Below are 14,339 nucleotides of genomic sequence, written 5' to 3'. Positions count from 1 at the left end.
TCCTTTTAGGATGCTTTTTTTATACAAAAAGGCGATATTTGTATTTACTAACTAAAAAATTGAAATAGATAATGGCAATGAATAAAAATACAGTATTAGCTTGGGCAACATGGATTATGATTTTTGTAGGTTTAGCATTAATTGCTTTAGGTGCATTTAGGTATGATGATGTTGCAGGTTGGGGATTTGCTGCTGTAGGTGTTGGTTTTTTTGCAATTGCTTGGGTTTTTAACGCATTAAAAGGAAGAGTATAATGAGCGACGATAAAAAAGTAATTTTTTCAATGTCTGGTTTAACCAAGACATTTCAAAGTGCACAAACACCAGTATTAAAAAATATATATTTAAGTTTCTTCTATGGAGCTAAAATAGGAATACTGGGTCTTAATGGTTCTGGTAAATCTACCTTGCTTAAAATTATTGCAGGAGTAGATAAAAACTATCAAGGAGATGTTGTTTTTTCTCCAGGATATACCGTTGGGTATTTAGAACAAGAACCACAGTTAGACGAAGATAAAACCGTTTTAGAGATTGTTAAAGAAGGTGCTGCAGAAACGGTTGCTATTCTTGATGAATATAATAGTATTAATGACCAGTTTGGGTTAGAGGAAGTATATAGCGATGCCGATAAAATGGAAAAGCTAATGAACCGCCAAGCAGAGCTTCAGGATAAAATTGATGCTGCTAATGCATGGGAATTAGATACCAAACTAGAAATTGCTATGGATGCTTTACGTACTCCAGATGGCGATAAAAAAATAAGTGTACTTTCTGGTGGTGAACGCCGTAGAGTCGCTTTATGTCGTTTACTTTTGCAAGAACCAGACGTGTTATTGTTAGATGAGCCTACCAACCACTTAGATGCAGAATCTGTACATTGGTTAGAGCATCATTTAGCACAATATAAAGGAACTGTAATTGCGGTAACGCATGATAGATACTTTTTAGATAATGTTGCTGGTTGGATTTTAGAACTAGATAGAGGAGAAGGAATACCATGGAAAGGAAACTACTCTTCTTGGTTAGACCAAAAATCTAAACGTATGGCGCAAGAAAGTAAAACAGCTTCTAAACGTCAAAAAACATTAGAACGTGAGTTAGATTGGGTACGTCAAGGAGCAAAAGGACGCCAAACAAAACAGAAAGCGCGTTTAAAGAATTACGATAAACTAATGAGTCAAGATCAAAAACAACTTGACGAAAAATTAGAAATATATATTCCTAATGGTCCGCGTTTAGGTACCAATGTTATTGAAGCAGTTGGTGTAAGCAAAGGCTATGAAGATAAGTTACTGTATGAAGATTTAAACTTTAACTTACCACAAGCTGGTATTGTTGGTGTTATTGGTCCTAATGGTGCTGGTAAAACTACTATTTTCCGTATGATTATGGGAGAAGAAACGCCAGATAAAGGTGAGTTTAAAGTAGGAGAAACAGCAAAAATTGCATACGTAGATCAAAAACATTCTAATATAGATCCAGAAAAAACAATTTGGCAAAACTTTAGTGATGAGCAAGAATTGGTAATGATGGGAGGAAAAGAAGTAAATTCTCGTGCATACCTAAGCCGATTTAATTTTTCTGGTGGTGAGCAAAATAAAAAAGTAAAATTACTTTCTGGTGGTGAACGTAACCGTTTACACCTTGCCATGACGCTTAAAGAAGAAGGAAACGTATTGCTTTTAGATGAGCCTACCAATGATTTAGATGTAAATACATTACGTGCCTTAGAAGAAGGTTTAGAAAATTTTGCTGGTTGTGCTGTAGTTATTAGTCACGATAGATGGTTTTTAGATAGAATTTGTACACATATCCTTGCTTTTGAAGGAGAATCTCAAGTATATTTCTTTGAAGGTAGCTTTAGTGAATATGAAGAAAATAAAAAGAAACGTCTTGGTGGTGATTTAATGCCAAAACGAATTAAATATAAAAAGCTAGTTAGATAATTAGTTGGTATATTTAAAAAATAAAAAAACCTGCATTTAGCAGGTTTTTTTATTTTTTGTATATGTGGCTTTCGCTTAATTTATGATTCGGAATCATAGAAATTTTATCTATTTCCTTACAGTTTTTATCAAAAAGATCAAGCGCTTTTAATATGGCAGCTTCATGTTCATTAACATACAGTGATTTCTTAAAAAAAACGGCAAAAACTAAAAAAATAACAACAAAAAAAACGGTTAACATAATTAATATCGTTTAGCTGTTTTTATTGTAGATATGTCCATCTGTAAAATCTTGGTACTCTTCATTATCTTCTTTTAATAAATCATTAGTAGCATTCATTAATCTTTCGTTTTCTGCTTGTAGCTTGTAAGATTTTCTTACACCAACAATTAGTAATACCAAAAAGAAAATAACACTAATGATTAAAATAGTTACAATACTAAATTGCTCTATAAATATAAAAATACACGAAGTTAGTAAGGTTATCATAGTTATATTAAAATATAGTCTTGGAGCTCTTATAAATCAAATATATAAAAAACATTTAAAGTATTACGCTAGTCTTTTAATTATTAATACCACTGTAGTTGTATTACTTCAATATCCTTGTTTTGTTTGCTAACAATTGTTTTAAACAAGGCAACATCACTTAAGCCTTCGGTACCTCTAAAATGATAAGGATATACTTGTTTTGGCTTAAAATCTAAAACAGCACTTGCAGCACTTTCTACAGGCATGGTATAAGGTAAATTCATACAAACAAAGGCTTTGTCAATATTTTTTAAAGCTCGCATTTCTGGTATGTCTTCGGTGTCACCAGAAATATAAATACGCTCGTTTCCTAAAGTTAGTAAATATCCATTTCCTCTTCCTTTAGCATGAAATTTTAGTGCTTCTTCTCGTAAATTGTACATGGGTATGGCTTCAATAGCAATAGTATTAACTGTTGTTGTTTTTCCGTTATCTAAAATAATATTTTTTAAAGTTTTTAATTCTGGTAGTTTTTCAGCTACAGCTTTTGGCATTACAAGAGTAGCATGGCTTAAATCTAATGCCTCTAATGTTTCGGCATTTAAATGATCGCCATGAATGTCTGTAATTAAAATAAGGGTAGGTTTTTTTTGTCCTTTAAACGCTTCTACTCCTCCAACAGGATCAACATAAATAACATTGTTTTCATATTCTAAAACCATCGTAGCGTGTTCTATCGGAATAATTTTTAAATCGCTTTTAACCCTTGTTTTTACTTCCTTTTTAGCGGTTAATTCTATGCTTTTATTGTTTTCTTTTTTACAACTGGTAAAAGATAAAAGAGCAATACACAGAAGTGTTACTATATTTTTCATACGTTTTTCTTTTTAATTATTAAATTTAATGATCATTAATGAATTATCATATAATGTAACAAAATTTTATTTTTAACTACTTATATTTTAAATGATTTCGTTTTTGATACTGATAATTTTTAGCGAAATTGCTTACTCATAGATTGTTTAACTTAAAACACATAATATAATATGTCTGATGATTTTGATTTATTAGAAACAAGTTCCAATGAAAAAACAGAAAAGGTTGATGTAAATTGGGGAAAAGCCATAGACCAAATGAAGTCTAAATTGGCACAAGAAGATGATCCAGAAAGTCGTCAGAAAATATTAAATGCAACATTAGATAATGTTGTAGATATGGCAGAAAAAGATAGAACTACTTTATTAGACGCTATTAAAGACTTAACAGATTATCAAGATGAAGTTGGTATTATGTTTGAAGGTTTTTCAGCTTTAAATCCAGCCGAACAAAAAATTATTGATGATGCCATTAAACGTTTAGAACGTGCTAAAGTAGAGTTAGAAGATGCAAACGCAAAACCAGATACTTTCTGGAATAACCTTTGGGGAAGAAAAAATAAAATCAAAAATGCAGAACAAGAACTCAAAGAAGCACAGAAAGAACGCGATGCTTCAGACAATAAAGCAAAGGCAATGTTTCAACAACGTATTGAAAGTGCAGATGTGCAAACCTTATTAAATGAACTCTCCTTTAAAAGTCAAGCGGCAATAAAACGCTTAAAAGACAGAGAACTAGAAATTAAAGAAGTAGAAGAAAGCCTTAAAACTGCCATTGTAGAAGCTAGTAATAACCACACAAAAGCACTACAAAAAAAGAAAGAAGTAGAAGAAAAACTAGAAGCGCAATACGCGCTATTAAAACAAGCACGCCAAGCCTTAGAAGAAGTAGCAGATAAACAATCAACAGAATATTCAGACGCGCTTTCTCAAGTAACCACCTTAGAGCAAAAAGTAGAAGAGTTAGAAGGACTTAAAAATGCATACACAACACTAGCAGCTTCAAAAGACAGTTTTGTACACAAACATAATTTAACCATTAAAGTACTAACTTCTTTACGTAGTAACTTACAAACGCATCGTGCCAAATTAAAAAGTGATACCGATGAGCGTCTTAAATATTATGATGGTTATGTAGTAGCTTTAAAAGCAAGAACAGATCAAGAGTTTGCTGCTATTTTAGAACATTTAGGTGTAAAAACAGACGAGCATATTGGTGAAACCCTGGCAGCAATGCATACCGCAAGTGCAAAAGCACGTCAAGAAATGATGGATAATATTCCGGTGCATGAAAAAGTAATGCAAGGCGTTTATGGTAGCTATGCAGAGGCTTTACAAGAAATTAGAAACAAAGATAAATCCATACAAAAGAACTTTGCAGAGCGTTACGGAATTGATATGAAAGAGATTTTTGAAGACTATTATGCTGCAGATGCTAATGCTTCTGCAGATGAAAATAATTCGCCAACAGAAAAGCAAAAACCAGAAGCTAATGAAGATGATTTATTAGGTTAAAATTATAATAGCGTCACCCGCTTTCGCTAAAAAAAGCTTCAGTGGGTCAGGCTTTCACTACTCGCTCTCTGCGAGGAGCTCAAACAAACCGTTCAATCCTTAACGCAGCATTAGCGTAACCTTAAACTAAGAGACAAAGCTATAAGCTAATAGCAAAAAAAATGATAGTAACACCTTTAGATTCCGCAATACTAGACTCCAAAGAGCAATATGTTTTCTATCATGAAATGGTAGACTTTGCACTCAAAGAACTCTTGGTTGCTGTGCAACAAAATCAAATATTAAACCAGCAAGAAATTCTCTTGTTCAAGCAGTACAGTGATTTATTACTGTATTCTATTGAGGCCATGCGTGTAAAATACATGTATGATGAAGAAGAAAACATGAAAGTAGACCTAACAGACTCTGGCTTTCCAAATTACTTAGAGTTTCGTTATTTATTTAATGATTTAGAGTTGCGTGAAGAATACTTAGGTAAACTTACAGATGTAGAAACCTTAAAAAAAGAGTTTTTAAATACCTTATTACATAAAAAAGAACCAATATCTAAACGAAAGCTTTTTCAAGCAGCTTCTATAGTATATTATACTTCTGCAAAAAAAGAATACATTTTCAACCGTTTTGTACAAGGTAAAATTTTAGGAGCACCAGAAAATGCACCAGCAAAATATATGATAAGCTGGAGCTTTTATGATGTGTCACACAACAGACCATTTATATGCTATATGTATTTTAATTATGATGGTAGTAATCCGCAAAAAGAAAAAGACGAAATATATACAACACTAAAAACCGTTGCAGATAGAGAAATGCATTTAGACACCATGGCTTATGGTATAGATAAACGTTTACCAAAAGTATATCCTAAATTCATTAAAAGAATAGATTTAGGGCCAATTCATAGTGTCTTTGCTAAAGATGAAAATAAAGTAACACACGCTATTCTAGAAGGTATTGCAGGTAAAACCATTCCGTTAAACTCTTATGCCATTTCCTTTAAAATAGATGAGCTAAAGTCTGAAAGCGAATTTCAAGAAGGAGGTTTTTTTAGCAAACAAACGTATCAAAAATGGGATGCTGTTTTTAAACAACGCTTCGTATTTGCACCACACAGAATAATTCAATTGCTATACAATAAAACACCAGAAATAATGAATATACTTGCCAAAGCACCTATTCAAATTTCAGAATTAAAATAAAATTTAAAAAACTAAAAAAAACAAATGAAATGAGACAAAGCATACTAATTATCATACTATTAATTTCCTTTTCAGCTTCAGCCCAAAATGACCCAAACGAAGTTGTAGAACAGTTTTTTAAAGAATTTAAAGAAAAAGGAGCAGCAATTGCAATTGATAATTTATACAAACCCAATAAATGGATTAATAAGTCGGCAGACGCTATTATTCAACTCAAGAGCCAGTTAGAAGGATTAAACGAAGATTTTGTAGGTAAATATTATGGTAAAGAGTTAATTCTTGAAAAAAAATTAGCAGATAGTTTTATTTTGAAGAGCTATTTGGTAAAGTATGATAGACAACCAATTCGATTTACATTTCAGTTTTATAAACCAAATGATACCTGGATGATCCAGAGTTTTAAATTTGATGGTAATTTAGATACCGAAATTGAAGAAGCAGCAAAGTTGTATAATTTTACATTAAACTAAAACATGCACTAACTATCTGCTTTTACTAAAAATGCTAACGGAATACTGCTAACCGAACAAGGAAGATTAAAAATGGAACACAACTCAACTTTCCCTATAAAACAAAATGAACTAGATATGCTTCGTGATGAAGCAACTAGCTATATAAAATCTGTACAATGGGAGCAAAGCCAACGAGCAAAGAATAAAGAAGATAATGGTAAAGGCGAGTCTATACTTTTATACCTATCTAGAGCTAATAACGGAAGCAATGTGCAAGTTACCTCAATTTCAAAAACCATTTTAGCTCTAAAAAAGCGTTTGTTACCAGAATCTGTAGCAATTCCTATTTTTTTAAATCAAACTTTATACGCAGTACAAGAAGGTATCACCTTAGGTGTTTGGATAAAAGATAGCTTTTATGATGCTTCAGGTTTGTCTACTTTAATTGAAAATAAATCGGTTTTAGATACTAGCGGAAAACGAGAGTACGAAAGTAAAATGCACACAGCAACTGCCTATTTTCTGTTTGCAACAGCCTATAAAATTTTATATGATTTAAAAACTCATGCTTCAGATGATTTATCGGTTATGAAACAGAAGTTTGCTGGCATACCAGAGGTATCTTTACTTTCTCCTTTAAAAGGAATTTCTTGCCAACTGTTTTATTATGATAAGTATTTAGCGCATCCAGATATTATAAAATCAGATAAAGATGTAATAGACTTTACAGTAGTTTATTTTGAAGCTTTAATTGATGAAATTCAACTTCGTAAAAGTACTTTAGAGTATACTGAAACTATTTTAGATAGAACCTATAAATTAGAAAACAGCGATTTTGCAGTTTCTGGTTGGGATAATGTTTTTCAAGGAACAGCAAAAAGTAAAGCGTTTAATAAAATTCAGTTTGAACAAATTGTTGGTAATAGAGATGCAAAACACTTTGCAAGACGTTTAACAGAGCGTATGTTGAGTTATGATTTTGAAGCAAAGAAAAACCCATTTCAAGAACTTGGCGGATTCATGCCTGTTTTTATGGGATATGGTATTCCTGGAACCGGAAAAAGTATGCTTATTGCTGCCATTGCAACACGATTAAAAGAACATTGTGATCATTTAGATATTCCGTTTTTGTTTCACCCAATGCCAGACACTTTAATTAGTACCTTTCAAGGTGGTTCTGCCGAAAAAATGGTAGAATGGATGAAGCCTTTACAAGACCCAACAAAATTAATATTTGCACCTATTGATGATGCCGAAAATAATTTACAAGAACGTACTACACAAGGGGTTTCTGCAGGAGTAAAAGAAGTTATAGGTGTGTTTTTACGCTATACAGAAGGCGCTTATGCAGTAAATTATGGAAATAGTTCTATTGGGTTGTTTACCAACCTTCCAGAAATGTTAGATAAAGCAGTTATTTCTCGCGTGCAAGGGCGTTTTAAAATTGATGGAGCAAGAACAGAACATGATTTTTTAGACCAAGATCACCTTTGGTGGCGTAAACTAGATACTACCATGCCTGATTTTGTTAATATGCAAGGTCCAGAAAATTATAGCTATTTGCAAGATCAAGGTTTGGCAAAAAATATGGGAGAAATTTTAAATATTGCTAACAAACCTACAGAAGAACGTGTTTTACAAGCCTATGATAAAGTAGAAAAGCACTTTAGTACAAATAATCATTTGTTTTATGCTAATTTATATATGGAGATTCAAAAAATATTTCCATTCTTTTCTTCTCGTGATGTACGTAATATTCAAAGTGCCATTTCGCTTCGTTTAACCGATTTTGATTTAGAAGAAGATTGGTTTGAAAATCCAGAAATATATTTTAAAAAAGATTACGATACCAAGTATAATATGCTGCAAGAATTAATGCGTGCTAATATGAAAGGTTTAGACTTTTCAGAAATAAGAAGACAAGAAGTAGTGCGTTATTTAGATAACGTGGCAACCATTGCAGATACCGACTTTAAACGTAAAGTAGATGCTAGAGTAAACCAAATGAATATAGATTTAAAGGCTAGAGAAACTTTTGGTAATTAAACACACTTATTAGCATTCTACTTTCCTTTTATTTTAAGAGAAAAATGAATTCTTATTTTTTCAAAAAGAAACTAGAAGAAAAAAGACAAAACTAAAATATCGCTTTCGCGAAAACATAATGAATAAACTTAAAAACATACAAAACAAAGTACTCTCTAATGATTGGGCAACATTAAATAGAATAGATTATGATTTTCAATTTAAGGATGGAAACTGGAAACGCATCTCTAGAGAAAGTTATGATAGAGGTGATGGAGCCTGTGTTTTATTATATAACAAAGAAAAAAGTACGGTTATTTTAACCAGACAATTCAGGATGCCTGCTTATGCAAATAACAAAAACGATGGCATGTCTATAGAAGTTTGCGCAGGAGCAATAGATAATAATGAGGCACCAGAAGTTTGTATTGTTAGAGAGGTAGAAGAAGAAGTAGGTTATAAAATACCTAACGCAACAAAAGTACTTGAAGCTTATACTTCTCCTGGAGCAGTAACCGAAAAAATGTTCTTATTTGTGGCAGAGTATACAGATGCTATGCAAGTAAATGAAGGAGGAGGATTAGCAAGTGAAAACGAAGAAATTGAAGTAATAGAAGTTTCTTTTGCTAAAGCTATAGAGATGATGAACAATCAAACCATAATGGATGCAAAAACAATTATGTTATTGCAATATGCGCAAATACATAATTTAATTAATAATATATAATTCCTTCCTTTTTAAAGGGAAGGTGTCTGAAGGACGAAAGGGTTATGCAAAAATTAAAAGATGCCAACTTATACCAAAGTGAGCTAATACCTATAAGCGGGAAATTAGTAGAACGTTACAACAAATGTTTAGTAAAACTAGGCTTTGATGCAACAAAGCTTACCCGTTTTTCTATTGATGGTATGGGTTGGAGTCCAGAAATAGCAGCAGAAAAAAAGAATATGCATTACCTAAATCATGGTGATGCAAATCCGCACGGAATTATCATTACACCATTACAAAAAGGAAAACCAGTATATATACCATACCACTCTTTTGATCGTGAAATGATGAAACTTGTTTTTAATACTTATGGAGCAAAAATTAGCGATATCACTAGAGATTGTGCTATTTGTTTAGACTTTAATCAGCATATTGATGCGTTTTATGAGCCTTTAGATGTACTTAAATATAATACCATTTCTATTAATTTTCATTTAATAAATAATTTATACCATATACAAAATGAGCAGCTTGAGTTAATAGAAAAATTTAATAGAGGTAATAATTTTATAGACGAAACCATACAGCAACAACTACTAAATTCAGCAAAAACCTATGGCGACTTACGTAATAGAGATTTAAAAGTACCAGCATTAGAGTTTAAAACAAGTTCGTTTTATACAAGAGCACTTGGTGGTATTTTTGTGTTAAGAGATTTTATAAGTGAAATTGTGGTTTTTGAAGATATTAAAACCTACAAACAAGCAATAAAAGATACCATTCACGATGTAATTATTTTTCATATAGAGCAACCAGAACTCATGGAAAAACTTCGCGATCATGTAATTGTTGAATGTGCATTAGAAAAAGTTATTAAAAACCCACAATATAGTCGCGTAAAAAAGATGATGCTGTATCAAGAGTTACAAGAAACAAGGCATCCTATAAAAGATATTTTAGACGACAATGTTTTATTTAGAAGATACCTAAACACTATAGATGCAGCTGCTTTAAAACGCGTAAATGGTGTAGAAATTTATTTAGAAAGATTAGAACGTAGCAATGCATTTAAAATTCACGATTTAGTAGATCAAAAATTTTACGATGCATTACACCAACCACATTCATCATTAAACGCAAAACACCAAGATTTAATCTGGAAACTACTTATTAATGTTTCTCCTAAAGATGTGTTGTTCTTGTATTGGTATGATAAAGAAGCATTTTATAAAGCTTATACAACCTGGAACGACTCTATGAAAGATTGGGTAATTGCAACTATTAGTAACAATATATAAAGAAATTAGACTAATTTTATAGAAGTCTTTTTAAAACAACAAAAACATGACACTAGAACTAATAGTATTTATCGCTTCCATTTTATTTGGTATTCTTTTGTACTGGAGAGAATCACAAGGAAATGGCGTATATAGGTTTTTTAATAAACTACTAAATTCAAAAGAGTTGCAAATGAAACCTACAGATAAAAAAGGTTTTGTGTACCAGCAATCTTTATTATTTCGTATTGTATTTATTACTTTTTTATTTTTAATAGGTATTGTTGTTACGCGTTTTTTAGTTCCTATAGGTCTTGCAACTATTTCTTTATTTGCATCTATGATTGTAGGTACTTTAATAGGAACCTATGTTGCAACTGCAGTATTTAAATCTAGTGAAGTAATTGATGAAAAAAGTGAGTCTATTGAAGATGCTTTTCAAGAAACGATAGAAAAAGGAAAGGGGTTTATTGAGGATTTAAAAGAAAAAGGAGAAAAATCTTTTAATAAAGTAGAAAAAGAGTTTGACGAAGTAAAAGAAGATGGTAAAGAAGAAGCCAAAAGTGCAAGAGAACGTTTAAAAGATAAAGGGTTGCTGTAATTCTTTGTTTTCTGTTCAGGATGCAGAATCCATAAAATACAATAGATTCCTGCTCTGTAGGAATGACAAAACATAACATAAAATTCCCACTTTATAGGGAGAAAAATAAATTTTCAATGATTAAAAACTACTGGAAAAAAGGAGCAAAGCAAAAAACAAGAGTGATAGTACTTGCGTTAATATTGCTTATTACATTAATTGTTTTACGCGACGATTACCAACCCGCTTTACTATTTTTTAGAAAATACATTTTTGTAATTTTATTATGCGCAATCGTACTCTTTTTAGGATTACGAAAATTTAGAAACGCAGTATCAGGAAGCAAAAAAATAGGAGCCTTAATAGTGATGATTGTGTTTTTTGGAATACTATATCTTGTAGGATGGCATTTTAAAATGTACGATTACATGAAAACCTACAACGTTTTTAATAATCTAAATAAAATACAGATTAATGAATTACCATTAACACAAAACGAACGTATTCAGCCTTTACGTAATATATTTTCTATGGCTAATGAAAGTGTTGGTGAAACCAAAGACGTTTCCTTACCACATTTAGTACGAGTAGATGGTTTAAATAAATGGACCATGGCAATACAACCAACCGAAAAATATGTGTGGCAAGGAATGAGTGATAATACCGAAGAAGTATTTGCAGTATCTAGCACAACACCTTTTCCGCGTTTTTCTAGTGAAAATCGTATTGCTGTAACTTTTTCTATTGGTGAATCTTTAAAATTTAGTAGAAACACATACAATGCAGTAGTACAGCGTTTTAATCCATGGATGCTTTTTAATTTTGAACCAAGTGATACTTTTTATATGAAAGACGACGCTGGACAATGGGTAGAAGTGGTAAGCTTAATTAAATGGAAAGGATTCTTATTTCCGTATCCAACTTTTGGAGGAGTTATGGTTGTTGATAGTGGAGAACACGATTTTAACGATTATATCGAACGTATTTTAATAGGTAAAGGAACTTATATTTCTCCTGAAGAAATGCATAAATACCCTTATTTAACGAAGCAAAATACCTTATCAGAAAAAGTGTCACGTTTACAAGCAGAATCTTTAAAGTTTCTTGGCGGATTTAGTGATCCTCTACCTTGGAATATGGAAACAGCTGTTAAAATTCCAGACTTACCAAATGATCAAAACCAACAACCATTTGTAACCGATTTTGATTTTTCAGACACAAAAATTAGTGCTTACAGTGGTTTGTATCATTGGTTTGGATTAGAACCAGTAGGAGATGAGCGTACCAGTTTAACCTATAGTGTATTTGTTCCTGCAGATGGTACAGATGCACTATATTACTATGATCATGCTGCAAAAAAACAAGGTTATGCAGGAGTTTCTGCTATGCCTTTAAAAGTAATAGAATCAAGAAAAGAATATGATTGGTCTGTAAATAAACCAGTAGAATTTAGACCATATATTAAAGATATTGCAGGTAGAAAACGTATGTTTTTTCTAGGTACTGTTTCTGCTGTTCGTGATGAAAGTTCGCAATTTGATGGTTCTGCAACTCCAGATTTAGCATTAATTGATAGCGAATACAGAGATGTGGTTTGGATTGATGCAAAACACCCAAGTCAATGGGAAAAAACAGTATATGACCAATTAAATGAAGCTTGGCGAGCAAGTGAAGGTATTGGCTACTATTATGTAGATGAAACAAAAACAGTAGAAACAGCTCAAAAGATTTTAGACTCTATAAAAGCAATTCCTATTGTAGATAAAGAGGCCTTGCAAATTGAAAAGTTACAAAAACAAATAGACTCTATTAAAGCTTTAAAAGAAACGGCAAAAAAAGAGGCTGTAAAAGAAGTAATTGTAAAAGAAAAAGAGATAAAAGAGGATATTTTAAACGACGAAGAATAGTAGTTCTACTTTGTTAAAACCTCTGTATTTAATAAAAAATGGATTAAATTAAGTAGTTAGCCAAGTGATTCTTTACTTGCACCAATTATTTTGTATTTACCCACTATATGACAACATTCAACTTTAATGAAAAATAAAACAATACGAATAGCTTTATCAAGCGTTTTAATCTATCTGATTTTTAAAAAATTATATAGCGTATTGACCCAATTGCTTCTTTGGTTGAATGTGGAGTTGAGAATAGAAAATGAATATGTTCTTTTTTCATTGAATATTATTATAGGAATTTTATCACTCTTGATTTTGATTTTTTTATATAATCAATATTTAATAAAGGATATACCTAAAAACAAAACAATATATTTTCTAATATTTACAACATTTATTCTCACAATTGTAATAGCTGCAATTAATTATATTTATGGACTTTATTTAGCAAATATTAACTTAGATGATTTCAGAACGACTTATTTATTCCAATTTGGTTGGTCAAAAGGATTAGATATCGTTTTTCCTATTTTCGGACTGATATATTTTTTTAGAAAATTATTAACCGAAAAAAATACAATGGTTTAAATCATGTATAATAAAATATTAAATTGGTTACTTAACCACACCACAAAACCTACACAAACCCATTAGGTACATTTTATAAAAACAAATAATGAAAACATTAAAAGAACAAACAGACGCTAAAATAGAAGCAGGAAGACAAGCAAATCCTGACTTTATGAAAGGTGTTGATGCTATTATTAAAAAGGCAAAAGCTTTTCAACAAGGAGCTGATGCTATAAAAATAAATGAAAAAGCTCCAGATTTTGAGCTTCCTAATGCAGAAGGTAAATTTATAACTCTACAAAGTTTATTAATTAAAGGGCCTGTTGTTGTTATTTTTTATAGAGGAAGTTGGTGTCCATATTGTAATTTACAACTTAGAGCCTTACAAGCAAGATTAAAGGATATTCACGAGCTAGGAGCAACCTTAATTGCTATTAGTCCTGAGGTTCCTGATGGCTCTATGACAAAAAATGAGATTAGTAAAATGGAGTTTGTTGTGTTGTCTGATCAAGATGCAAAAGTAGCTTCTCAATATGGCGTTTCTTGGGAAGTACCTGAGTTTTTAATGGAGCATATGCGAGTAGATCGTAATCTGGATTTAGAAACAATAAATAATGGTAATAAAAACATATTACCAATTCCTGCAACCTTTGTATTAGATACAGATGGCGTGGTAAAATGGAGCTATGTTAATGTAGATTATAGAACGCGTTCAGAACCAGATGAGGTTATTCAGGCATTAAAATCTCTGTTATAAAGGTTTTAGTTGTTTGAAAAATTACTTTTTCAGAAGCATTTATAGATAATTTTATAGTGCATAATATA

14 protein-coding genes are annotated in these 14,339 nt (G+C 31.4%); 12 read left to right on the top strand and 2 right to left on the bottom strand.

Going from position 1 to position 14,339, the window contains the following annotated elements; translation table 11 throughout:
• Positions 1 to 71 precede the first annotated feature (71 nt).
• Positions 72 to 254: a CAL67264 family membrane protein gene (locus KO494_RS04225; RefSeq protein WP_215966354.1), complete on the top strand. Its 183-nt coding sequence runs from the start codon at positions 72 to 74 to the stop codon at positions 252 to 254.
• A complete protein-coding gene (gene ettA, locus KO494_RS04220) occupies positions 254 to 1,945 on the top strand; it encodes an energy-dependent translational throttle protein EttA (RefSeq protein WP_215966353.1) in 1,692 nt (563 codons plus the stop codon). The genes KO494_RS04225 and ettA overlap by 1 nt, the downstream gene beginning before the upstream one ends.
• Positions 1,946 to 2,198: 253 nt before the next feature.
• Here ettA and KO494_RS04215 read toward each other — a convergent pair whose 3' ends face one another.
• Together KO494_RS04215 and KO494_RS04210 are read right to left on the bottom strand one after the other, a co-directional pair.
• Entirely contained in the window at positions 2,199 to 2,435 is a 237-nt protein-coding gene (locus KO494_RS04215; RefSeq protein WP_215966352.1) for a hypothetical protein, read from the bottom strand.
• A gap of 83 nt (positions 2,436 to 2,518) precedes the next feature.
• Positions 2,519 to 3,292, bottom strand: a complete 774-nt coding sequence (locus KO494_RS04210; RefSeq protein WP_215966351.1) for an MBL fold metallo-hydrolase — start codon at positions 3,290 to 3,292, stop codon at positions 2,519 to 2,521.
• A gap of 171 nt (positions 3,293 to 3,463) precedes the next feature.
• Here KO494_RS04210 and KO494_RS04205 point away from each other — a divergent pair, with 171 nt between their 5' ends.
• The 10 genes from KO494_RS04205 (at position 3,464) to KO494_RS04160 (ending at position 14,271) form a co-directional block, all read left to right on the top strand.
• A complete protein-coding gene (locus KO494_RS04205; RefSeq protein WP_215966350.1) occupies positions 3,464 to 4,807 on the top strand; it encodes a microtubule-binding protein in 1,344 nt (447 codons plus the stop codon).
• A gap of 161 nt (positions 4,808 to 4,968) precedes the next feature.
• Positions 4,969 to 6,006, top strand: coding sequence for a hypothetical protein (locus tag KO494_RS04200; RefSeq protein WP_215966349.1), 1,038 nt, complete (start codon positions 4,969 to 4,971; stop codon positions 6,004 to 6,006).
• A 29-nt stretch (positions 6,007 to 6,035) separates the two neighbouring features.
• Complete coding sequence (locus KO494_RS04195) at positions 6,036 to 6,476, top strand: hypothetical protein (RefSeq protein ID WP_215966348.1); 441 nt, start codon at positions 6,036 to 6,038, stop codon at positions 6,474 to 6,476.
• Positions 6,477 to 6,548: 72 nt separating this feature from the next.
• A complete protein-coding gene (locus tag KO494_RS04190; protein ID WP_215966347.1) occupies positions 6,549 to 8,504 on the top strand; it encodes an AAA family ATPase in 1,956 nt (651 codons plus the stop codon).
• Positions 8,505 to 8,622: 118 nt separating this feature from the next.
• Complete coding sequence (locus tag KO494_RS04185; protein ID WP_215966346.1) at positions 8,623 to 9,210, top strand: NUDIX domain-containing protein; 588 nt, start codon at positions 8,623 to 8,625, stop codon at positions 9,208 to 9,210.
• A 44-nt stretch (positions 9,211 to 9,254) separates the two neighbouring features.
• Positions 9,255 to 10,490, top strand: coding sequence for a DUF6638 family protein (locus tag KO494_RS04180; protein WP_215966345.1), 1,236 nt, complete (start codon positions 9,255 to 9,257; stop codon positions 10,488 to 10,490).
• A 46-nt stretch (positions 10,491 to 10,536) separates the two neighbouring features.
• The gene (locus KO494_RS04175; RefSeq protein WP_215966344.1) at positions 10,537 to 11,070 is read left to right on the top strand and encodes a hypothetical protein; all 534 of its coding nucleotides are present in this window, start codon (positions 10,537 to 10,539) and stop codon (positions 11,068 to 11,070) included.
• Between the two features lie 116 nt (positions 11,071 to 11,186).
• Positions 11,187 to 12,956 (top strand): hypothetical protein, encoded by a 1,770-nt coding sequence (locus KO494_RS04170; RefSeq protein WP_215966343.1) that lies wholly within the window; start codon positions 11,187 to 11,189, stop codon positions 12,954 to 12,956.
• A 126-nt stretch (positions 12,957 to 13,082) separates the two neighbouring features.
• Positions 13,083 to 13,532: a hypothetical protein gene (locus KO494_RS04165; RefSeq protein ID WP_215966342.1), complete on the top strand. Its 450-nt coding sequence runs from the start codon at positions 13,083 to 13,085 to the stop codon at positions 13,530 to 13,532.
• Positions 13,533 to 13,620: 88 nt separating this feature from the next.
• Positions 13,621 to 14,271, top strand: a complete 651-nt coding sequence (locus tag KO494_RS04160) for a peroxiredoxin-like family protein (protein WP_215966341.1) — start codon at positions 13,621 to 13,623, stop codon at positions 14,269 to 14,271.
• Positions 14,272 to 14,339 lie beyond the last annotated feature (68 nt).

This window comes from Lacinutrix sp. C3R15, assembly GCF_018860825.1.
Classification (GTDB): Bacteria; Bacteroidota; Bacteroidia; order Flavobacteriales; family Flavobacteriaceae; genus Oceanihabitans.
Note: the sequence above shows the minus strand (reverse complement) of the source record. Positions and strands in the feature narration are given on the sequence as shown.